18 protein-coding genes are annotated in these 22,974 nt (G+C 65.7%); 17 read left to right on the top strand and 1 reads right to left on the bottom strand.

What is annotated here, in order from left to right; translation table 11 throughout:
* Position 1 precedes the first annotated feature (1 nt).
* The 15 genes from bamA (at position 2) to JWQ90_RS07280 (ending at position 19,424) form a co-directional block, all read left to right on the top strand.
* Positions 2-2,314 (top strand): outer membrane protein assembly factor BamA, encoded by a 2,313-nt coding sequence (bamA, locus tag JWQ90_RS07210; protein ID WP_299691372.1) that lies wholly within the window; start codon positions 2-4, stop codon positions 2,312-2,314.
* A gap of 75 nt (positions 2,315-2,389) precedes the next feature.
* Entirely contained in the window at positions 2,390-2,911 is a 522-nt protein-coding gene (locus tag JWQ90_RS07215; RefSeq protein WP_299691375.1) for an OmpH family outer membrane protein, read from the top strand.
* Between the two features lie 25 nt (positions 2,912-2,936).
* Positions 2,937-3,992: a UDP-3-O-(3-hydroxymyristoyl)glucosamine N-acyltransferase gene (gene lpxD / locus JWQ90_RS07220; RefSeq protein ID WP_299691378.1), complete on the top strand. Its 1,056-nt coding sequence runs from the start codon at positions 2,937-2,939 to the stop codon at positions 3,990-3,992.
* A complete protein-coding gene (fabZ, locus tag JWQ90_RS07225) occupies positions 3,973-4,449 on the top strand; it encodes a 3-hydroxyacyl-ACP dehydratase FabZ (RefSeq protein ID WP_366919459.1) in 477 nt (158 codons plus the stop codon). The genes lpxD and fabZ overlap by 20 nt, the downstream gene beginning before the upstream one ends.
* Positions 4,446-5,246 (top strand): acyl-ACP--UDP-N-acetylglucosamine O-acyltransferase, encoded by an 801-nt coding sequence (gene lpxA, locus JWQ90_RS07230; RefSeq protein WP_299691384.1) that lies wholly within the window; start codon positions 4,446-4,448, stop codon positions 5,244-5,246. Before fabZ ends, lpxA begins: the two co-directional genes overlap by 4 nt.
* A gap of 7 nt (positions 5,247-5,253) precedes the next feature.
* Entirely contained in the window at positions 5,254-6,492 is a 1,239-nt protein-coding gene (gene lpxB / locus JWQ90_RS07235) for a lipid-A-disaccharide synthase (protein ID WP_299691387.1), read from the top strand.
* A gap of 181 nt (positions 6,493-6,673) precedes the next feature.
* Positions 6,674-7,288: a ribonuclease HII gene (locus JWQ90_RS07240; RefSeq protein WP_299691390.1), complete on the top strand. Its 615-nt coding sequence runs from the start codon at positions 6,674-6,676 to the stop codon at positions 7,286-7,288.
* Complete coding sequence (gene dnaE, locus JWQ90_RS07245) at positions 7,285-10,878, top strand: DNA polymerase III subunit alpha (RefSeq protein WP_299691393.1); 3,594 nt, start codon at positions 7,285-7,287, stop codon at positions 10,876-10,878. Before JWQ90_RS07240 ends, dnaE begins: the two co-directional genes overlap by 4 nt.
* A gap of 94 nt (positions 10,879-10,972) precedes the next feature.
* Positions 10,973-11,899, top strand: a complete 927-nt coding sequence (locus JWQ90_RS07250) for a LysR substrate-binding domain-containing protein (RefSeq protein WP_299691396.1) — start codon at positions 10,973-10,975, stop codon at positions 11,897-11,899.
* 145 nt (positions 11,900-12,044) lie between these two features.
* Entirely contained in the window at positions 12,045-14,366 is a 2,322-nt protein-coding gene (locus tag JWQ90_RS07255) for a TonB-dependent receptor (RefSeq protein WP_299691399.1), read from the top strand.
* A gap of 3 nt (positions 14,367-14,369) precedes the next feature.
* Entirely contained in the window at positions 14,370-15,185 is an 816-nt protein-coding gene (locus tag JWQ90_RS07260; protein ID WP_299691402.1) for a metallophosphoesterase, read from the top strand.
* Positions 15,186-15,235: 50 nt separating this feature from the next.
* Complete coding sequence (locus JWQ90_RS07265; protein ID WP_299691405.1) at positions 15,236-16,591, top strand: MFS transporter; 1,356 nt, start codon at positions 15,236-15,238, stop codon at positions 16,589-16,591.
* A complete protein-coding gene (locus JWQ90_RS07270; protein WP_299691408.1) occupies positions 16,591-17,178 on the top strand; it encodes a histidine phosphatase family protein in 588 nt (195 codons plus the stop codon). The genes JWQ90_RS07265 and JWQ90_RS07270 overlap by 1 nt, the downstream gene beginning before the upstream one ends.
* A gap of 67 nt (positions 17,179-17,245) precedes the next feature.
* Positions 17,246-18,208, top strand: a complete 963-nt coding sequence (locus tag JWQ90_RS07275) for an acetyl-CoA carboxylase carboxyltransferase subunit alpha (RefSeq protein ID WP_299691411.1) — start codon at positions 17,246-17,248, stop codon at positions 18,206-18,208.
* A gap of 136 nt (positions 18,209-18,344) precedes the next feature.
* Positions 18,345-19,424, top strand: coding sequence for a polysaccharide lyase family 7 protein (locus JWQ90_RS07280; RefSeq protein WP_299691414.1), 1,080 nt, complete (start codon positions 18,345-18,347; stop codon positions 19,422-19,424).
* A 17-nt stretch (positions 19,425-19,441) separates the two neighbouring features.
* On the opposite strand, the gene JWQ90_RS07285 is transcribed toward JWQ90_RS07280, so the two are convergent.
* Entirely contained in the window at positions 19,442-19,861 is a 420-nt protein-coding gene (locus JWQ90_RS07285) for a thioredoxin domain-containing protein (RefSeq protein ID WP_299691418.1), read from the bottom strand.
* Positions 19,862-19,961: 100 nt separating this feature from the next.
* Here JWQ90_RS07285 and tilS point away from each other — a divergent pair, with 100 nt between their 5' ends.
* Both tilS and JWQ90_RS07295 read left to right on the top strand, forming a co-directional pair.
* Positions 19,962-21,248 carry a tRNA lysidine(34) synthetase TilS gene (tilS, locus tag JWQ90_RS07290; protein ID WP_299691421.1) on the top strand — a complete coding sequence of 429 codons (1,287 nt, stop codon included), beginning with the start codon at positions 19,962-19,964 and terminating at the stop codon, positions 21,246-21,248.
* Positions 21,249-21,299: 51 nt separating this feature from the next.
* Positions 21,300-22,931 carry a 3-(methylthio)propionyl-CoA ligase gene (locus JWQ90_RS07295; RefSeq protein WP_299691424.1) on the top strand — a complete coding sequence of 544 codons (1,632 nt, stop codon included), beginning with the start codon at positions 21,300-21,302 and terminating at the stop codon, positions 22,929-22,931.
* Positions 22,932-22,974 lie beyond the last annotated feature (43 nt).

The following is a 22,974-nucleotide window of genomic DNA, read 5'->3' on the forward strand; positions in this document are numbered from 1 at the left end:
AATGGGCGCTAAGAAACCGCGTTTCAAGCTCAAGCTGATTGCCGGCGCTGCCGCCGCGATGTGGCTGCCCGCAGCTTTTGCCTTCACGCCGTTCACGATCAAGGAGATCCGCGCCGAAGGCCTGCAGCGCCTCGAGATCGGCACGGTGCTGACGTATCTGCCGCTGTCGGTCGGAGATCAGGTCAACGACCAGACCTCGCGCCAGGCGATGCGCGCCTTGTATGGCTCCGGACTGTTCGAGGACGTCAGTCTGGAGCGCGACGGCGAGACGCTGGTGATCCGGGTCAAGGAGCGCCCGGCGATTTCGGGCTTCAAGATCGACGGCAACGACAAGATCGGCGGTGACGATCTGAAGAAATCGCTGACCGATGCCGGGCTTGCCGAAGGCGAGCTGTTCAAGCGCGACCTGCTCGAACAGGTCGGCCAGGAGCTACAGCGCCAGTACTTCGCGAACGGCTACTACGACGTGCAGATCGATACCCAGGTCAAGCAGGAGCCGAACAACCGCGTCAACCTCGAGATCAAGGTCATCGAGGGCAAGGTCACCAAGATCAAGGACATCAACCTGATCGGCAACCATGCGTTCACGAAAGAGGAACTGCTCGAGGCGTTCAAGCTCAAGCGCACCACCTGGATGCCGTTCCAGAAGACCGATCGCTACTCCAAGCAGCAGCTGGTCGGCGATCTCGAATCGCTGACGTCCTACTACCAGGACCGCGGCTATCTGAAGGCCAATATCGATTCGGTGCAGGTGCAGCTGTCGCCGGACAAGAAAGACATCTACATCACGGCCAACGTCGAAGAAGGCCAGATCTACAAGGTCAGCAGCGCGCGTTTTTCGGGTGACACGATCCTGCAGGTCGATTTCCTCGCCAAGCTGCTGTCGACCAAGGCGGGCGATACGTTCTCGCGCAAGCAGGCCACCGAAAGTTCGGACCGCATCGAAGCCGCGCTGTCCGATATCGGCTACGCCTTCGCCAAGGTCACGCCGCTGCCGGAAGTCGACGAGGACAAGCGCGAAGTCGCGCTGAATTACGTGGTCCAGCCGGGCAAGCGTACCTACGTGCGCCGCGTGAATTTCACCGGCCACGGCGACACCCACGACGAGACGCTGCGTCGCGAAATGCGCCAGCTCGAAGCCGCGCCGTTCTCCAAAAGCTCGGTCGAGCGCTCGCGTGTGCGCCTGGCGCGCCTGCCGTTCGTCGAGGAAGCCGAAGTCGACACGCAGCCGGTGCCGGGTACCGACGATCTGGTGGATGTCAACTTCAAGATCAAGGAGCGTGCGCCGGGTTCGGTGCAGTTCGGCATCGGTTATTCCGGCTCGGCCGGCTTCCTGGTCACCGGCAGCCTGACGCACACCAATTTCCTGGGTACCGGTAACCGTGTCAGCCTGGAAGCCAACCGCAGCCAGATTTCGAAAGTCCTTAACCTGAGTTGGACCGACCCCTACTTCACGGCCGACGGCATCAGCCAGACCGCGTCGATTTTCTACCGCAAGTCCGAGTCGGTGATCCGTTTCAGCTCGGGCTTCAACTCGAACATCATCGGTTTCAACCTGACTTACGGCATCCCGCTGTCGGAATACACCAGCCTGCGCGCCGGCTTCGGTATCGAGGAAACCGCGCTGGAGGCGTTCCCGAACCAGACGTCGGACGAAGTGCTGCAGTTCATGCTCGACAACGGTTCGCGCTTCGACACCTACCAGTTGCGTACCGGTATCGCCCGTGACACGCGCAACAAGACCTTCTTCGCCACGCGCGGCTCGCTGCACCAGTTCTTCGTCGACGCCAGCGTGCCCGGCAGCGATCTGAACTACTACAGCGCGACCTACCACGGTGAACAGTACGTCGGCCTGCCCTACAAGTTCGTGTTCACGTCTACCGCCAATGTCGGCGTGGTCGACGATTACGGCAGCGGCAAGAAGAGCGAAGTTCCGCCGTACGAGTACCTGTTTGCCGGCGGCGCACGCACCGTGCGCGGCTACGACGACGGTACGCTGGGCCCACGCGACCATCCGTTCAATAACCCGCTGGGCGGCAAGGTTCGCGCTACGGTGCAGAACGAGCTGATCATTCCGCTGCCGGTCGAGACTGACCAGAAATCGACGCGAATGAGCCTTTTCTACGACATCGGTCAGGTCTATGCTGCGCCGCGCGACGTGGATCTGGGCGAGTTGAGAACCTCGACCGGTGTTGCGTTCCAATGGTTCACGCCGTTCCTCGGCCTGCTGGAGTTGAGTTATGCGTGGCCGCTGAACGATGTCCCGACTGACGAGACCAAGCGCTTCCAGATCACCTTCGGCACCGGCTTCTAAGTCGCTCTTCGCCCGTCGCCGCCTTACACTGCTCCCCAACAAGCACAACTAACCACTAGAGTATTCCTGACCGCTATGCATACTGTTTCCAAGCTGATCGCCTCTGTGCTCGCCGCCGGCTTGATGCTCGCCGCGGGTTCCGCCACTGCTCAGGCCCAGGGCAAGATCGCCACGATCCGCGCCGCCGAGCTGGTCCAGAACTCGCCACAGTTCAAGGCTGGCCAGACGCAGATGAAGTCGGAGTTCGACAAGCGCAAGAGCGACCTCGAGGCCGAAGCCAAGAAGCTCGGCGAAGACCTGCAGAAGTTCAAGCGCGAGCAGGACGTGATGAGCGCCGATGCGCGTTCCAAGACCGAGAAGGATCTGAACACGCGCAAGATCGACTTCGACTACAAGCAGCGCCAGTTCGGTGAAGACTTCCAGAAGCGCGACAAGGAACTTACCGAAAGCATGATGGGCAAGATCAAGGCCGTGATCGAAGCCGTCGCCAAGGAAAAGGGCGTCGACGTCGTCGTGCAGGACCCGGTCTATGCAACGCCGGCGATCGACATCACCGACGATGTGCTGAAGCGCCTGTCCGCCGGTACCGGCAAGTAAGCTGGGCGCTGTTGCCGACAGCACCATGAGTTACTCGCTGGGCGAGCTCGCGCAGCGTTTCGGCCTCGAAGTCGCCGGTGATCCCGCCGCTCTGATCACCGGCGTCTGCACACTCGCTCCCGGCGAGCCTGGCCGCATCGGTTTTCTCGCCAATCCCCGTTATCGTTCCGCGCTGGCGCAGACCCGCGCCGGCGCGGTCGTGGTCGGCCGCCGCGACGTGGCGGATTTGGCTGGCAACGGGCTGGTCGCAAAGGACCCTTATCGCGCGTTCGCACAGATTGCGCGGCTGTTCGATGTCAATCGCGATTTTGTGCCGGGCGTGCATCCGACTGCGGTTGTCGCTGCCGATGCGGTGATCGGGCAGGGTGTGCATATCGCCGCCCAGGCGGTGATCGAATCCGGCGCGCAGATCGGCGACGGCAGCTATATCGGCCCGGCCTGCATCGTCGGAGTCGGCGCCGTGCTCGGTGCGGGCGCGCGGCTGGAAGCGCGGGTGTATATCCATCGCGGCGTGCATCTGGGCCTGCGCTGCCAGATTCAGCCTGGAGCCGTGATCGGCTCGCGCGGCTTCGGCAACGTGATGGGGCCAGCCGGCTGGGAAGAAGTGCCGCAGCTCGGCAGTGTGCTGATCGGCGACGACGTCGAGATCGGCGCCAACACGACCATCGATCGTGGCGCGATCGACGACACCTTGATCGCCAACGGCGTGCGGCTGGACAATCTGATCATGATCGCGCACAACTGCCGTATCGGCGAGCACACCGCGATCGCCGCCTGCACGGGAATTGCGGGCAGTACCACGGTGGGCGCCCGCTGTATGATCGGCGGGGCTGTCGGCATCAACGGGCATATCGAGATTGCCGACGACGTGGTTATCCTGGGTCGGGCGATGGTGACGACTTCGCTGCTCGAAAAGGGCGTTTACGGATCGGGCCTGCCGATCGCGCCCGCCAGGGAATGGCGTAAATCAGTTGCGCGCGTGCGCCGGCTGGGGAAGCTCGAAGAGCGCGTGCGCAGCGTCGAACAGAAAATAGGGATAAAGGGGCAAGATGACGGCGACGATGGACAAGATCAACTTTGACATCCGCGACATCATGGGGCTGTTGCCCCATCGGTATCCTTTTCTGTTGGTCGATCGCATCATCAGTCACGAGCCTGGTGTCAGTATCGTCGGCATCAAGAACGTCACCTACAACGAGCCGTTCTTCGTCGGTCACTTTCCGACCTTGCCGACGATGCCTGGCGTGCTGATGCTGGAGGCGCTGGCTCAGGTCAGCGGCATCCTCGCGGCCTTGAAATCGGGGCTGCGGCCGGACAACGGTATGATCATTTACTTCGCCGGCATCGACAACGCGCGCTTCAAGCGCCCGGTGATCCCTGGCGACCAGGTGCTGCTGCACGCGAGGCTGGACAAGCACAAGCGCGATCTGTGGAAGTTCACCACCAAGGCAATGGTCGGTGACGAGCTTGCCTGCGAAGCCGAGATGCTGTGCATGCTCAAGGGCACCAACCGCGCTCCGACTCCCGGTATCGAATGAGCGAGCCGCTGATCCACCCGACGGCGATCGTCAGCGCCAGGGCGCAGCTGCACCCATCGGTGCGGGTCGGGCCGTACAGCGTCATCGGCGAGCACGTCAGCGTCGGCGAAAACACCGTGATTGGCCCGCACGCGGTGCTGGCCGGGCCGATGAAGATCGGCCGCGACAACCAGATCTTCCAATTCACCAGCCTGGGTGAAGTGTCGCAGGACAAGACCGCCAGGCAAGACGAGCCGACCAGCGTCGTCATCGGCGACGGCAACGTGATCCGCGAGTTCGTCACGATCCAGCGCGGCACGATGAAGGAGTACGACACCAAGCACGGCGAAACCCGCCTCGGCGATCGCAACCTGATCATGAATTACTGCCATATCGCGCACGACTGTGTGGTCGGCAGCGACACCATCTTTTCGAACAATGCCAGCCTCGCCGGCCATGTCGAGATTCAGGATTGGGTGATACTCGGCGGCTATACGCTGGTCTACCAGTTCTGCCGTATCGGCGCGCATGCGTTCACGGCCTTTTCGGCTGGCGTATCGGGCGACATCCCGCCGTTTGTGATGGTGCAGGGCAATCCGGCCTCGCCACGCAGCATCAACAAGGAAGGCCTGCGCCGCCGCGGTTTCGCGGCTGCCGAAATCGACGCGATCGAAGATGCCTACAAGCTGATCTATCGCTCCGGCAAAGTCATGTCCGAGGTCAAGGCCGAGTTGCCGGTGCTGGCGCAAAACTCGGCCAGCGTCGCTCTGATGAACCGCTTCATCGCCGCCGGCGGCAAACGTCCCCTGCAGCGGTGATCCAGCTTTGATCGGGCCGTCGTCGTCGGTACTGCGCCCCCCGGTTTTTGCGCTGATCGCCGGTGAACTCTCCGGCGATCTTCTGGGCGCCGCACTGATCAGATCCCTGCGCAAGCTGCATCCCGGCGCGCGTTTCTATGGCGTCGCCGGGCCGCGCATGATCGAAGCCGGATGCGAGGCGATCGCGTCGATCGAAATCCTGTCGGTGATGGGCCTCGCCGAAGTGTTGCCCGCCTTGCCGCGGTTGTTCCAGCTGCGTGCCGAGCTGGTCAGGCATATCGCGAATCAGGGCCGGCCCGACCTGGTGATCGGCATCGATGCGCCGGATTTCAATCTGGGCCTGGAGCGCCGCCTGCGCGAACGCGGTTTGCGCACCGTGCACCTGGTCAGCCCGACGGTCTGGGCCTGGCGCCGCGGCCGGGTGCGAGGGATCGTCCGCGCAGTCGATCTGCTGCTTTGTCTGTTCCCATTCGAACCGCCGTTCTATGCTCAGGAAATCGAGCGCCAGGCGCTGCAGAAAACCGAGGCCGACGCCGCGCCGCGCCGTGCTTTTCAGGCGCGCTACATCGGCCATCCGCTAGCCAATGAACTCGACGCATCGGTGACGTCCGCGCAGGCGCGGATCGCGCTGGCGATGAGAGCCGAGGGTCCGGTGCTCGCGGTGTTGCCCGGCAGCCGCGGCAGCGAAATCGACTATCTGTCCGAGCCTTTCGTCAAGGCCGCGGCCTGGCTGCGCGTACGGGTGCCGGGGCTGCGCTTCGTTACGCCGATCGCAAAACCGGCGCTGCGCGAGCGCTTCGCCCGCGCTATCGCCCGCCATGCGCCGCAACTGGACTGGACCCTGCTCGACGGCCAGTCCCGCGACGCGATGCGCGCCGCGGATGTGGTGCTGGTCGCCTCCGGCACGGCGACGCTGGAATGCCTGCTGCTGGGCCGCGCGATGGTCGTTGCCTACAAGGGTTCGCCGGTGACGGCCTGGCTGATGCTGAAAGCCGGCTTGCTGAAGACGCAATACGTCAGCCTGCCCAACCTGCTCAGCGCAAAGCCCGCGGTCACCGAGTTGCTGCAGAGTGCCGCGACGCCCGAGCGCATCGGCGAAGCCCTGCTGCCGCTGCTGCGCGACCACGCGTGCCGGCAGCGGCAGCTGGACCAGTTCGACGCGGTACGCGCCGAACTGCGCCGCGACGCCGGTGCCGCGGCGGCCGAGGCAATCACTGATCTTTTGCGCAACCGGCGCGGGGCTTGAACGCAGCTGGGCTTCGCAACTCCGTCACGCGTAGGTCGGCAATCCCTTGCCGACGTGTACTCTGGGATGCGCAATCGAGGCCTCATGTCGGCAAGGGATTGCCGACCTACGGCAGTGAATCTGAAAAAACCGGCTGTCAAGGCTGTCATGCACGGCGCCAGCGCCTAAAATCGGCGGGCCGATGAAACGCCGAATTCCCCTGTCCTCCTACACTGTCTCGCTGACCGTCCCGCTGGTCGCCGGCGTCGACGAGGCTGGCCGCGGCTGCCTGGCAGGGCCGGTTTACGCGGCGGCGGTGATTCTGGAACCGGGCCACGGCATCAATGGCCTGGACGATTCCAAAAAACTTAAGCCGATCGAGCGCGAGCGTCTGTTCGACAGGATTCAGAACCGCGCTCGCGCATTCGCTATCGCCCGCGCCGAACTTGGCGAGATCGAGAGCCTGAATATCCTGCATGCCTCGATGCTGGCGATGCAGCGCGCGGTCGAAGCGTTGCAGCCGGCGCCGCTGCTATGCCTGATCGACGGCAACTGCCTGCCGCGGCGTCTGCCTTGCGCAGCCGAAGCGGTGATCGGTGGTGACGGTATTCACGAGGCGATCATGGCCGCGTCGATACTCGCCAAAGTCGCGCGCGACCGGGAGATGCTCAGGCTGGACGCCGAATATCCGGGCTACGGCTTCGCCCGGCACAAGGGCTATGGCACACCGCAGCATCTGGCGGCGCTGAGTGCACTCGGCGCCAGCCCCGTGCACCGCATGGGTTTCGGTCCCTGCCGCAAGCTGGTCGAGCCATGAGCGGCTTCGTTCACCTGCGTCTGCACACCGAATACTCGCTGACCGATTCCATCGTCCGGGTCGAGCCGCCCAAGCGCAAAGGCGGCGGCAGCGGCGGCACGCTGACCCAGGCGGTCGCCGCGCATCGCCAGCCGGCGGTGGCGCTGACCGACCGGATGAATCTGTTCGCGATGGTCAAGGTCTACAAGGCCGCCGAATCGGCTGGCATCAAGGCGATTGTCGGCGCCGACGTCTGGCTGGCCGAGCGCTCCAAGGGCGACGGCCACGAGCGCCTGACCCTGCTGGTGCAGAACGACATCGGCTATCGAAACCTCACCCGGCTGCTGTCGCGCGGCTATACCGAGGGGCAGAGCCGCGGAACGCCGCTGCTGGAACGTGCGTGGCTGGCCGAGACCAGCGAAGGCCTGATCGCGCTGACCGGGCGCGACGGCGGTGCGTTCCGCGCCGCCGCGGCCGACAACGTCGATGCCGCGCTGGCCTCGCTCAACGAGCTGAAGCTGCTGTATCCGGGCCGGCTGTACCTGGAGATTTCGCGCTGCCAGCGGCCCGGCGACGAGTCCTGGGTCACCGCCGCGGTGGCGCTGTCGCGGCACCGCGAGCTGCCGCTGGTGGCGACCAACGACGTGCGCTTCATCGAGCGCAAGGATTTCGCCGCGCACGAGGCGCGCGTCTGCATCGCCCAGGGCCGCGTCATCAACGACGACAAGCGGCCGCGCGACTACACCGAAGAGCAGTACATCAAAAGCTCCGAGGAAATGTGCGAGCTGTTCGCGGATCTGCCCGAGGCGGTCGAGAACACGCTGCAGATCGCGCGGCGCTGCACGCTGTCGCTGCAATTCGGCACCTACTACCTGCCGGATTACCCGGTGCCGGAAGGCCACGACACCAATTCCTGGCTCAAGCTGCAGGCGCATGAAGGCCTGACGCGACGGTTTTCCGAGATCACGCCGTATGCAGCCGAGGAGGTATATCGCGCGCGGCTCGACTACGAACTCGGCGTCATCGAGACGATGCAGTTCCCGGGTTACTTCCTGGTAGTGGCGGATTTCATCCAGTGGGCCAAGGCCAATGGCTGCCCGGTCGGCCCCGGGCGCGGCTCCGGCGCCGGATCGCTGGTCGCGTATTCGATCGGCGTCACCGATCTCGATCCGCTGCCGTATAACCTGCTGTTCGAGCGCTTCCTGAATCCGGAACGCGTGTCGATGCCGGACTTCGATATCGATTTCTGCATGGACAATCGCGATCGGGTGATCGAGTACGTCGGCCAGAAATACGGCCGCGAGCGCGTCGGCCAGATCGTCACCTACGCGACGATGGCCGCGCGCGGCGTGGTTCGCGACGTCACCCGCGTGCTCGGCCACGGCTATGGTTTCGGCGACCGGCTGGCCAAGCTGATCCCGGGCACGCCCGGCGCGACGCTGGCCGACGCGGTCGAAGAGATTCCGGAGCTCAAGGCCGCCTACGAGGGCGAAGAGGACGTGCACGCGGTGCTCGATCTGGCGCTGGAGCTGGAAGGCATCACCCGCGGCGTCGGCGTGCACGCCGGCGGCGTGGTGATCGCGCCGCGGCCGCTGACCGACTTCGCGCCGCTGCTGTGCGAAGCCGGCGGCACCGGCATGCGCACCCAGTTCGACATGAAGGACCTGGAGGCGATCGGCCTGGTCAAGTTCGACTTCCTTGGTCTGAAGACGCTGACCGTGATTCAGGAAGCGGTCGAGAACATCGAGAAATCGCGCAACGAGAAACTCGAGATCCTGAAGCTGCCGATCGACGACGCGAAGACCTACAGCCTGTACGCCAGTGGCGACACCACCGCCGTGTTCCAGATGGAATCGCCGGGCATGCAGAAGGCGTCGCGCGATCTGAAGCCGGATACTTTCGAGGACATCATCGCGCTGGTGTCGCTGTATCGGCCCGGACCGATGGAGCTGATTCCCGAATACTGCGCGCGCAAGCGCGGCGATTCACCAGTGGAATATTTGCACCCGGCGATGGAGACGGTGCTGTCGCCAACCTACGGCATCTTCGTCTACCAGGAACAGGTGATGCAGATGTCGCAGCGCCTGGCCGGCTACACGCTCGGCGGCGCCGATCTGCTGCGCCGCGCAATGGGCAAGAAGAAAGCCGACGAGATGGCGCAGCAGCGCGCGATCTTCACCGAAGGCTCGGAGAAAAACGGCGTATCGGGCGAAACCGCATCCGCGGTATTCGACCTGATGGAGAAGTTCGCCAACTACGGCTTCAACAAGTCGCACGCGGCCGCCTACGCGCTGGTCAGCTACCAGACCGCCTGGCTGAAGACGCATTACCCGGCGGAATTCATGGCCGCGGTGCTGTCCTGCGAAATGGCGCATACCGATTCGGTCGTGACCATGCTCGACGAATGCCGGCGCATGAAACTCATCGTGCATCCACCGCATATCAACCGCAGCTACCTGCGTTTCACGGTGCCGGCGCCGGGCGAGATCGCCTATGGCCTGAGCGCGATCAAGGGGGTGGGCGAGGGCGCGGTCGAGGGCATCGTCGCCGAGCGCGAAGCGCGCGGGCCGTATATCGACCTGTTCGACTTCTGCAGCCGCATCGATGTCAAGCGCGCCAACAAGCGCGTGCTCGAGGCGCTGATCTGCTCGGGTGCGCTCGACGCCTTCGGCATGAACCGCCCCTCGCTGATGGCGACGCTGCCCAAGGCGCTGCAGCTGGCCGAAAAGGCCGCGCAGAGCGCCAGCTCCGGCATCTTCGACATGTTCGGGCTCGGCGACGCCGGCAACGCGGTGCAGGACCAGGTCCAGGCTTCCAGCCTGCCCGACTGGTCGCCGCACGAGCTGCTCGACAAGGAGCGCGAGACGCTGGGCTTCTATCTGAGCGGCCATCCGATCGAAGCCTGGCAGGACGTCATCAGCCCGGTCTGCTCGGGCACGCTGCGCGAGCTGATCCACCTGCATGCGCAGCCGGCGCCGGTCAACGCCGAGGGCAAGGCGCAGTGGCAGCCGCGGATCAAATGCCTGTTCGGTGCCTGGGTCACCGACCTGCGCTTCTTCAAGGGCGACGGCAAGTTCAGCCGTGCCAGCTACAAGATCACGCTGGACGACCGCAGCGCGCAGATCTCGACCTGGATCGACGCCGACAAATGGGCGCGCTTCCAGACCTTCGTCAAGCTCGACAGCCTGATCTTCGTCAACGCCGAGATCAGTCTGTCGCCGGGCAAGGAGGGCCGCGAGGCCGAGCCGCGGCTGTACAACCCGGAGTTCTATTCGCCGGCACAGCTGATGAACGACTATGCGACGCGGCTGACTCTGAGCTTCCGCCGCAGTGCGCGCGAAGTCACCGAGCTGCGCAAACTGCTGACCCCGTACAAGAGCGACCGCGGCGCTGCCGTGACCGTGGAATATGCGAACCCGCGTGCACGAACCACGCTGGATTTCGCCGCCGACTGGCGGGTCCGCGTCGAGCCGGCGGTGCTGGAGGCGCTGCACAAACTGCTGGGCGTGGATTGCGTCAAGGTCGCGTACAAGCGCTATCAGGCGCCCGTGCCTGAACGGCGTTTCGACAGCAATCGCAGCTTTGCTGGAGCCGCCGCGGACGACGAGTGATCCGCGCCCAGCGCCGCGTTGTCGCGGCGCTGTCATGCATGGACTCTAAGCTGATCGCGGACTCCGTCCGGTCCGATGCATCGGGTCTTTTGTTATGAAACGCCGCGCGCCGCCCTGGGGAGCCATCGAGGCTTTCATCGTCGCCAGCCGTGCCAGCAGCTTCAAGGATGCGGCGGCGCAACTCGCGTTGAGCCCGGCGGCGTTCTCGCGCCGCATCCAGACGCTCGAAGACCATGTGCGTGTCAGGCTGTTCGATCGCGCCGGATCGTCGCCGACGCTGACCGTCGCCGGTGAACGCTACCTGCAGCGTCTGCAGCCGAGCTTCGAGGCGATGCGCGCGGCCACCGAGTGGATGGCGCCGGACCCGGACCGGCGTTCGCTGCGGGTCGGCCTGTCGCAGTCGTTCGCGCTGAGCTGGCTGGTGCCGCGGCTGCCGCGCTTCTACCAGCAGACCAAGGGCATCGAACTGCTGCTGCAGACCTGCGCCGACGGCGTCGATCTGATCGGCGGCGCGGTCGACGTGCGCATCCTGTTCGGCTGTGGTGACTGGGCCAGTTTCGAATCGCGCAAGCTGTTCGATCTGAGCGCCTTCGTGGTCTCCGCGCCAAAGCTGCTCGACGGCCGCGCCGCGCCGCAACAGATCGAATCGGTGCCGCAGTATCCGCTGCTGGAACTGACTCATCCGGCCGATCAATGGAGTGGCTGGCTGGCGCGCCAGAACCTGTCGCCGGCACGTCGCGAGCCGGTGTTGTTCGATAGCGCAATGGTGATGTACGAGGCCGCGGCGCAAGGTCTGGGCCTGGCGCTCGGAGTATCGCCACTGGTCGACGGTTTTCTGGCAAGCGGGCGACTGCGCCGGCCTTTTGAGAACGAGCTGGCGATGCCGGGCGCGTACTACGTGGCGGCGCTGCCCGAGTTTCGCCGCCACGAGGCGGTGCAGATTTTCTGGCGCTGGCTGCTGGCCGAAGCGGCGCGCGAGAAATCGAATCGCGAGGGTTTGAAGCTGGTCGTCTCGCAATAGCGCGCGCCTTGCGCGCGCGGCTCACTGCGCGCTGTTGCCCGCACTTCCCGCATTGTCTTTTTTGCAATCGGCCTTGCCTTTTCCGTGATTGCCGCTCACCTGCCGCGCAACCAGCATGCCTGTGCATTCATCAAGGGGAGCGGGTATGCAGGCAGGATTGAAGCGCGGTGTGATGTTATTGACCACGGCGATGTGCAGTGCGGCCGCGGGTGCGCAGGAGGCGCCGGCCACCGGGGACGGCGTGCAGCTGGAAACGGTGGTGGTCACCGGCACGCGTGCGCCGGGGCGTACCGCACTGGCATCGGCCTCGCCCGTGGAGGTCATCTCCAGCGAGCGACTGATTGCCAGCGGCTATGCGGATCTGGGCCGCGCGCTGGAGTTTGCCGATCCCTCGATCAATTATCCCAGGCCGCAGACCACGGCCTCGGCCGCGAACACGCGCGCGGTGACGTTGCGTGGCCTGTCGCCCGACGAGGTGCTGGTGCTGGTCAACGGCAAGCGCTGGCACAGCAGCGCGGTGATCAACGTCAACTTCGCGGTCGGCCGCGGCACCGCGCCTTTCGATCTGAGCACGATTCCCGTTGCTGCGATCGAGCGTGTGGAGGTGCTGCGTGACGGTGCCGCCGCGCAATACGGATCGGATGCGATCGCCGGCGTGGTCAACATCATCCTTAAATCCGAGGACTCCGGCGGCATCGCGCAGTTGCAGGGCGGGGCGACCGAACAGGGCGACGGCGGCAACGCCGACGCGAGCTTCAGCCGCGGTTTCGCGCTGGGCGAGGGCGGACGCATCAGCGTTTCCGGCGAAGCCGCCTACCAGGACCCGACCGACCGTTCCGACGTCGATCAACGCTATGGCCGCCACACCTACCGCATCGGCGATCCGCGAGCGATCAACTTGAACGGCGCGGCATCGCTGCGGCTGCCGCTGGGTGAGGCCGAGTTTTACGACGACCTGCTGCTGTCGCGCAAGGACAGCCGCAACGCGCCCAATTTCCGTCCGCCCGGCACCTCGCCGCTGTATCCGGACGGCTTTCTGCCGGAAGTGAATCCGGTGATCGTGGACGTGGGCAGCAACACCGGTCTGCGCTTCGACCTGCCGGCGGGCCTGCGCGCCGATGTCGGCAACGTCTTCGGCTATTCCGGCGCTGACTTCGAGGTGCACCACAGCGCCAACGCGGCGCTGGGGCTGGATAGTCCCGTCGACTTCGATGCCGGCAGCGCGAAATATCTGCAGGACGTGATCGATCTGTCGCTGACGCGCCCGCTGCCCGAGCTGCCGGCCGGCGGCAATCTCGCCTTCGGCGCGCAGTTCCGCTACGAGAACTACGAACTGGTGCCTGGCGAAGCGGCTTCGATTTTAGCCAAAGGCGCTGAAGGTTTTCCGGGTTTCAATCCCCATGTGCCGGTGGCCGATTCGCGGCGCTCGCACGCGGCTTATGCGGACGTCGAACTGCGTCCGCTGCAGGTGCTCGATGTCGGTGGCGCACTGCGCTACGACCACTACAGCGACTTCGGCGGCAAGGCCACCTGGAAGACCAGCCTGCGGCTGCATCCGGTGGAATGGGTGGCGCTGCGCGGCAGCCTCGGCACCGGCTTTCGCGCGCCCTCGCTGCAGCAGGAGCACTACAACTCGATCAGCACGATCGCCAATGGCGCCAACAAGAGTTTCGTCAATGTCGGCACCTTCCAGGCCAGCGATCCGATTGCACAGGCGCTGGGCGCGAGTCCGCTGAAGCCGGAGACGTCGAAGGATCGTTCGGTGGGCCTGGTGCTGACGCCGCTGCCGCGGCTGTCGCTGACCGCCGACTGGTTCCGCACCGACATCGACCGGCGCATCGCACTCAGCGACGCGCTCAGCGGCGCCGCGGTCAACGCCGCGCTGGCGCAGGCCGGCATCAGCAACGTGCAGCAGGCGGCGTTCTTCACCAATGCGCTGGACACTCGCACCCAGGGCTATGAGATCAGCGGCAAGTACAGCGCCGAACTCGGCGCGGCCACGCGTGGATCGCTGCGCCTGGCCTACCAGCGCTCGCCGACGAGCATCCGCAGCGTCGCCGGCAATCCGCTGATTCCGTCGCTGACGCTGGTGGGCCAGCACGCGCAGCTGCTGCTGGCCGAGGCGCAGCCCGAGAGCAAGGCCTCGCTGTTCGCCGAGCTGGTCCACGATCGCTGGACCTTGCAACTGCAGGCGACGCGCTTCGGCGAGTACACCGATGCGCCGATCAAGGACCCGCAGACTTTCGGCGCCAAGACCGTGGTCGATCTGTCGGTCGCCGCGCAGCTGGCATCCGGGCTGGATCTGACGCTGGGCGTGCTCAATGTCGGCGATGTTTATCCCGATGCGCTGGAAGATCCGAACAAGGTCTCCTTCGCGACTTTCGGCGGCGCTTACGTCTACGGTGAGGAAGCACCGTTCGGCGTCGCCGGACGCAGCGGCTACGCGCGCCTGCGTTATGTCTGGTGAGGCATGAATATCGTCTTGTTATCGGACACGCATCTAAGTCCGCGCGGGCCGTCGCTAAACGCCAATTTCGTCTGCGCGTGGCGCTGGATAGCAGCGCAGCAGCCTGACCTGGTCGTGCATCTGGGCGATGTCAGTGCCGACGGCGAGCATGACGCGAGCGAACTTGCGCATGCGGCCGCTATGCTCGACGGCTTGACGATGCCGCTGCGCCTGCTGCCTGGCAATCACGACGTCGGCGATGCACCGACTCCGGCAGCGATGCAGGCTTGGCAAACCGCTTTCGGCGAGGATTGCTGGCTCATCGACGCCGGCCGCTGGCGGCTGCTGGGGCTCAATGCGCAGCTGCTGGGCCTGGGCGACGTGCAGGAGCATCGTCAATGGCGCTGGCTCGATGCTGCGCTCGGCGATCATCAAGGCCCGCTGGGCTTGCTGCTGCACAAGCCGCTGCTGCGCATCGGTGCGCCATCAGGAGGCCGCTACGTTGATGCGTCCGCGGCCGAACGCCTGCAGGCGAGGTTGCGGCGGCACGATCTGCGCTTCGTCGCCAGTGGCCACACGCACCAGAGCTTGTCTTGCGTCGATGCCGGCATCGAGCATCGCTGGGTACCGTCGACCGCTTTCGTGATTCCGGACGCGATGCAGGAACACATCGGCGACAAGCGCGTCGGCGTGACCAGCCTGCAGCTGAGCGATTCCGCGCATCGCTTTGGAATCATCGAGCCGCCGGGCTTGATCGCGCACAGCCTGCTGGATCTGGAGTCGGTGTATCCCGAAGTCGCAGCCGTCAAACGCAGACTGGCCGACGATGGCCTGTTGTGAGCAGCACATGAACAGTCCAAGGGCGGGTAGTGAGCAACAGGAGTTTCCATATGAACAGCCAGACCATCACCCGCGCATCGATCGAGAGCGACCAGCCGCTGCCGAAAACGCAGACTGGCAGCGGACATGCGGTCCATCTGCTGCTGGCGCTGATCGTCGCCTATACCTTCTCGTTCCTGGACCGGCAGATCCTCAGCCTGCTGGTGGAGCCGATCAAGCGTGACCTCGCGATCAGCGACACGGCGGTGAGCCTGCTGCAGGGTTTCGCTTTTGCGCTGCTGCTGGCCCTGGGCGGCATTCCGGTGGGGCGCTATGTCGATTCCGGCCACCGCCTGCGCCTGGTTTCGGCCGGTATCGCGCTGTGGAGCCTGATGACCGCGGGCTGCGCGTTGGCGCGCAGTTACCCGGCCCTGCTGCTGTGCCGCATGGGCGTGGGCTTGGGCGAGGCGACGCTGACGCCGGCCGCCTATTCGCTGATCGGCGATGCGTTCCGTCCGCGCCGGCTCGGGCTCGCGCTTGGGCTTTACAGCATGGGCGTCTATATCGGCGGCGGGCTGGCGCTGCTGCTCGGCGCTTTGGTCATCGCGCAGGTCAAGGACCGCGACTTCGTGCTGCCGTTGCTGGGCAGGCTGCATGGCTGGCAGATGGTGTTCCTGGCGGTTGGGGTGCCCGGCCTTCTGGTATCGGCCTGGATCGCGAGCCTGCGCGAGCCCGCGCGGCGCGGCGCCGGCGCGCGGGTACGGCCGCCGCTGGCCGAGGTCTTGCGTTATTTCCGGCAACACGCGCGCAGCCTGGTTTGCCTGTATCTGGCAATGTCGTTCGCCGCGATGATGAATTACTCCACCAATGCCTGGGTGCCCAGCATGCTGATCCGCAGCTACGGCTGGACGGCGGTCCAGGCCGGCCGCAGTTACGGCCTGGTGGTGCTGATCTTCGGCGTGCTCGGCGTGATCGCGGGCGGGCTGGGCGGCGATGCGCTGGTGGCGCGAGGCTACAAGGCCGGCCGCCTGACGCTGATGGGCTGTGCCGCCTTGGCCGCGGCGCCCTTCATCGCAATGGCGCCGCTGATGTCCACACCGCAGGCCGCGCTCGCGCTGCTGGCGCCGGCGACGCTGTTCGTGACCATGGTGATCGGCTGCGGCCCGGCGACGCTGCAGGAGCTGATGCCGAACCGGATGCGCGGCACGGCGTCGGCGCTCGGCGTGCTGGTGGTGAATCTGATCGGCCTGGGCCTGGGCCCGACCTGCATCGCGCTGATCGGCGACTACCTGCTGCACGACCCGCGGCGCATCGGCCAGGCGCTGGCCATTGCCGCGCCGCCGATGCTGCTGCTGTCCGCGGCCTTGTCGTTCGGCGGCCGGCGTGCCTACGCGGCCGGCCGTGACCGCCTGCTGGCGGCCGGCTGATGCCGCGCTTTTACCTAGTCCGTCATGGCAGTGTCAGCGCGCCTGCCGATAGCGATACCGATCCGGACCTGGACCCGGCCGGCCGTGCCCAGGCGCTCGCGGTCGCGGATCAGCTCGCGCTGCGCCTGCCGGCCATGTTGCCGCTGTTATGCAGTCCGCTGAGGCGCTGCCGCCAGACCGTGGCGCCGCTGGCGGCGCTATGGAACACAGCGCCGCGGATCGAAGCCGCGGCGATCGAATTTCCGTCACCGGTTTCCGATCGGTTGTCGCGAACGCAATGGCTGCAGCGGGTATTGCCCGGTACCTGGGCGCAAGCCGCGCTCAACGGTGAGAGCTGGGAGCCGGGCTACGCGGCAAGGCTGGATCGCTGGAGGCAGGGCCTGCGCGAGTTGTTGACGAGCCTGGATAGTGATTGCGTGGTGTTCACGCATTTTGTCGCGATCAATTCGCTGCACGGTCTGGCGGGAGGAGGAGAGTGCTTGTCGGGATATCGCCCGGACAACGCTTCGGTGACGGTTTTCGATTGCCGCGATGGGCTGCTGCGGCTGCTCGAACCGGGACGACAGAAACCGACGGTCGTCGGCTGAAGGCTTTCACGGTTCGATTCCGCCCCGGTCGATGTTAGGATGCCAGGGTCATCGACCGGACCTGCGCATGAACCTGAACTATCTCGATTTCGAACAGCCGATTGCCGATCTCCAGCAGAAGATCGAAGAACTGCGCTTCGCCACCGCCGGCAGCGAAGTCAACCTGACCGAAGAAATCTCCCGCCTGCAGGTCAAGAGCGAGGAGCTGACGCGGCGCATCTTCAGCCAGCTCAATCCCTGGCAGGTCGCGCAGCTCGCACGCCACCCGCAGCGGCCCTACGCACTGGACTACGTCAAGGCGCTGTTCACCGACTGGGAAGAGCTGCACGGCGACCGCCACTACATGGACGACCCGGCGATCGTCGGCGGCATGGCGCGCCTAGATGGCCGCGCGGTGATGGTGATCGGCCAGCAGAAAGGCCGCGACGCCAAGGAGCGCGTCTATCGCAACTTCGGCATGCCGATGCCCGAGGGCTACCGCAAGGCACTGCGTCTGATGCAGATGGCCGAGCGCTTCAATCTGCCGGTGATCACCTTCATCGATACGCCCGGCGCGTTCCCCGGCATCAGCGCCGAAGAGCGCAACCAGTCCGAGGCCATTGCCCGCAACCTGTTCGAGCTGTCCAAGCTGCGCACGCCGATCCTGGCGACGGTGACCGGCGAAGGCGGCTCCGGCGGTGCGCTGGCGATCGGCGTGGCCGACCACGTGATGATGCTGCAGCACAGCATCTACTCGGTGATCTCTCCCGAAGGTTGTGCGTCGATCCTGTTCAAGAGCGCCTCGCGTGCCAGCGAGGCTGCAGACGCGATGAAGATGACGGCCAAGGATCTGTACGAGTTCAAGCTGATCGACGAGATCATCGCCGAGCCGCTGGGCGGCGCGCATCGCGACTACTCGGCGACGATGATGGCGGTGAAGAACCGCCTGGTCGCGAATCTGGAGCGCCTGCGCGCCCAGCCGATGACCAAGCTGCTGGCGGATCGGTATCAGCGCCTGATGTCCTATGGCGCCTACGAGACCAAGCACTAGGGCCTGTCGAGCGTTTCCGATAGCGAGTCCGACGAGCGGTTCTGCGGTACGGACCGGTGCCGCCGAGATTTCACGGATTTTGCTGAAACTTCCTTGACGGAGCGGATTCTCCGCGTCGCGACAGGGAGGTTATCCGATGATGCTGTCGTTTCCGGGCCGCCGAGGTAAGCGCGGCCAGTTGGTTGTTCGATGCCTGATTCTTTTCTCCACGGCGCTCGCATTCGTTCTGCCGGCCCGTGCCGATCTTGATTCGAGTCTGCCGCCTTCGGGCAATTTCGATCTGTCGCACTGGAAGCTGACCCTGCCGGTCGATGACGCGGGCGGCATTACTGGCACGGCGGCGGAAGTAAAGGATCTGCAAGGCTATAGCTCGCCAATGTTCTACACCGCGGCCGACGGCGGCATGGTGTTCTGGGCGCCGGTCAACGGCGCCACCACCGACGGCTCGCACTATCCGCGCTCCGAGTTGCGCGAGACGCTCGATCCGGCCAGTGCCGCGACCAACTGGAGCGACGCGACGAACTCGGTGCTCGAAGCCAATCTGAAGGTCAGCCAAGTGCCGAGCACGAGCGGCAAAGTGATCGTCGGCCAGATCCATGGCTACGACGTTGCGCCGCTGGTGAAGCTGCAGTTCGAGGGCAGCGGCGGCAAGCTCACCGCGCTGATCAATCCGACACCGACTTCGAGCAGCCCGATCAAGTACACGCTGGCCACCGGTCTGGCGCTCGACAAGGCTTTCTATTACCGCATCACCGTATCGAGCGGCGTACTGTCGCTCAGCGCGAATGGCAGCACGCCGCTGCAGTACACGATCGATCCGTCCTGGCGGAACATCGGCTTGTACTTCAAGGCTGGCGCCTATGTGCAGGCCAGCGGCAGCAGCGGCACCGACGGTGGGCAGGCGACGTTCTATCGCCTGAGTGCGACGCACCCGGACAACAGAATCGCGATCTCGACCAGCAGCCTGTCCGCCGCCAGTGCCAGCGGCTATTACCAGCAGACTCTCTTATTGACGGGAGGGCTCGGCGAGCCCGCCTGGTCGATGGCCAGCGGCCGGCTGCCGACGGGGCTTTCCATCGATAGCACCAGCGGCGTGATCGCCGGAACTCCCGAACCACAGACGGCGGACGGCAGCACGCATTCCTTTACCGTGCAGGCCCGCGATACGGCGGGCGACAGCGTCGCCCGCTCTTACACGATGACGATCACGCCCTGAAGCGTCGTCTGCCGACTTTAAGGCGTCGCTTGCGGGGTCGGGGTCGCCGGCGCCGCGAGCTGGGTCAAGGCGGCGCGCATCTCGTCGACGCTCATGAAATGCCGCAGTTCACCGACCTGTTTGCCCTGCGTGTCGATCAGTGCAAGCCAGCCGGTGCCCTGGTTGGACATGTAGAGCGGCAGGATGCCCAGCTTCCGGGCCTGGACTCGTGTCGCCGCCTTGCGTTCCTCGTTGGTCACGTCGAGTTTGACGAAGTCGATGCGCTGCTCGAACTCCGGCTGCACTTGCGCGATCTTCGGCGCGATCATCTTGCAGTTCATGCACCAGTCTGCGTAGAACCAGACGGCCATCGGCTTGTCGGCGGCGGACGCGGCGCTGCCGGGCAGCGATACGAGCAGCGATATCAGCAATACCAACGCGATTCCAAAGCGATTCACCCGCTACTCCTGCGTTGAAGCCAATGTTGAAAGTGGCACCAGCCTAGCGCGGGCATCCTGACTGCGCGCTGGTCGGACGCCGCCTCGGCGGCGTCATATTATGCCGCCCATGCCGTTCGACCCCGCCCGGATGCTTGTCGATGCGCCGCTGCCAGCCGGCGCGCGTCGTCTGTGGGTCGCCTATAGCGGTGGCCTCGATTCGCTCGTGCTGCTCGATTCGCTGAGCCGGCTGCATCGTCAGGGCCTAGTGGCGGAGCCGCGCGCGCTGCACGTGCATCACGGCCTGCAGTCGGTCGCCGATGACTGGGTGGCGCACTGCGCCGCGCAATGCGAACGCCTGGATGTCGAACTGCAGGTACTGCGGGTGCGGATCGATGCAGACGATCCCTCCGGCCCGGAGGCCGCCGCGCGCCGCGCCCGGTATGAGGCTTTGCGCGGGCCGATGTCGAGCGACGACGTGCTGGCGACCGCGCATCAGCTCGACGACCAGGCCGAAACCTTTCTGATGCGCGCGCTGCGCGGTTCCGGGCCGCGCGGGCTGGCGGCGATGCGCGGCCTGCAGCGTTTTGAGCCGGGCTGGCTGTGGCGGCCGCTGCTGAGCCGCTCCCGCGCCGAGCTGGAAGCCCATGCGCGCGCCTGGCAGCTGAGCTGGATTGAGGACCCTCACAATGCCGACCCGCGCTACGAGCGCTCGTGGCTGCGAGGGCAAATCAGCCCGCTGCTGCGCGACCGCTGGCCGGCCGCCGCGCAGAACCTGGCGCGCAGCGCCGATCTGAGCGCCGAGGCCGATGATCTGCTCGACGAACTCGCCGATATCGACGCCGCCGTGTGCGCGACCGGTGCCGGCCTGTCCTGCGGCGCGCTGCTCGCGCTGAGTCCGGCGCGGCGGCGCAACCTGCTGCGCCGGTGCATCCAGGCGCGAGGCCTGTCCACGCCGCCATACGCGGTGCTGCTGCGCCTGGACGATGTGCTGATGGCCAAGGCCGACGCGACACCGCTGCTGGCCTGGCCCGGCGGTGAATTGCGCCGCTATCGCGACGTGTTATGGATGCTGCCGTCGTTGGGCGGGGAGCCCGGCGACTGGGCGGCCGACTGGGACGGCCGCGAGGTTTTGCAGCTGCCGGCGGCTTGCGGAGCGCTGGCAAGCGAGTGTGGCGAAGGCCTGGTTCGCGTCTGTTTTGCGCGCGGTGGCGAGAGCATCGTGATGCATCCGGGCGGACCTCATCGCGCCTTGAAGAACCTGTTTCAGGAGCATGGCGTGCCGCCGTGGAAGCGGCGGCGCACGCCCCTGGTGTACGAGCAGGATGAACTGCGCTGGGTCGGCGGCCTGCCGCTGGCGGGTGCTGCGGACAGCTTCCTCGCCGGGCTACGCTGGCGTCAGGAATAGACGGCAAAACAAAACCTAGAAAAAAACCTGGAAACCGGAGCGAGGAGCGCGATGAAAGGACAGATGATGGAGCAGGCCCTGCTGATCAGCCGCCTGCTGGTACATGCCGAAGGCTGCCATGCCGACACCGAGATCGTGTCGCGGCGGGTCGAGCCGGCGGAAGGCGCGGCGCGTTTTCACCGCAGCAATTGGCGCGAGATCGGCATCCGTGCGCGCAAGCTGGCCCAGGCCCTGGCCGGTCTCGGCGTGCAGCAGGACGATCGGGTCGGCACCCTCGCCTGGAACGGTTATCGCCACCTGGAGCTGTACTACGCGATCTCCGGCAGCGGCGCGGTGATTCATACGGTCAATCCGCGGCTGTTCCCGGAACAGATCGCCTGGATCATCAACCACGCCGAAGACCGCGTGCTGTGCTTCGACATCAACCTGGCGCCGCTGGTCGAGAAGCTTGCGCCGCTGTGCCCGACGGTGCAGACCTGGGTGGCGATGACCGACGCCGCGCACCGGCCGGCGCAGAAGATCGCGAATCTGGTCTGCTACGAGGATCTGCTCGCGGCCGAGACCGGCGACTATGAATGGCCGCAGTTCGACGAGCGCCAGGCCGCGTGCCTGTGCTACACCTCGGGCACCACCGGCAATCCCAAGGGCGCGCTGTACTCGCATCGCTCGACGCTGCTGCACACTTATGCCTCTGCGCTGCCGGATGGGCTGAACCTGTCGGCGCGCGATGTGGCGCTGCCGATCGTGCCGATGTTCCACGTCAACGCCTGGGGCATTCCGTACGCGGCGCCGCTGGTGGGGTTCAAGCTGGTGCTGCCGGGCGCCGCGCTGGACGGTGCCAGCCTCTGCGAGCTGTTTTCCAACGAGGGCGTGACGTTCTCCGCCGGCGTGCCGACGGTCTGGCTCGGCATGCTGCAATACGTGCGCGAGCACGGCAGCCAGCTGCCGACGCTGAAGCGCTGCCTGGTCGGCGGCTCGGCCTGTCCGCCGGCGTTGTTCGATTCGTTCCAGAAGGAGCTTGGCGTCACGCTGCAGTCGGGCTGGGGCATGACCGAAATGTCGCCGCTGGGCGCGGTCAATGCGCTGAAGAAAAAACATCTGGACCTGCCGGCCGAGCAGCGCCGGACGCTGGAGCTGAAAGCCGGGCGCCTGGTGTTCGGCGTCGAGGCCAAGATCGTCGACGGCGAGGGCAAGATCCTGCCGCGCGACGGGGTCGCCTTCGGCGACCTGATGGTGCGCGGCCCCTGGGTGATCGACCGCTACTACAAGGGCGAGACCAGCCCGCTGGTCGACGGCTGGTTCCCGACCGGCGACGTGGCGACACTCGACGCGGACGGTTTCATCGGCATCACCGATCGCTCCAAAGACGTGATCAAGTCCGGCGGCGAGTGGATCAGCTCGATCGACCTGGAGAACATCGCGATGAGCCACCCGGCGGTCGCCGAGGCCGCGGTAATCGCCGTCGCCCATCCGAAGTGGGACGAGCGGCCGCTGCTGGTCGCGGTGCGGCGCCCGGGTGCCAGCGTCACCGCCGCGGAGCTGATCGCGCACTACGAAGGCCGCATCGCCAAATGGTGGACGCCGGACGACGTCGCCTTCGTCGACGAGTTGCCGCATACCGCGACTGGCAAGGTGCAGAAGCTCAAGCTGCGCGAGCAGTTCAAGGCACACCAACTGCCGTAGCTGCCGTAGGTTGGGGTGAGCGCAGCGAACCCCAACATCGGCG

Origin of the sequence: Hydrocarboniphaga sp., from assembly GCF_028291725.1 — a bacterium.
Lineage (GTDB): Bacteria > Pseudomonadota > Gammaproteobacteria > Nevskiales > Nevskiaceae > Hydrocarboniphaga.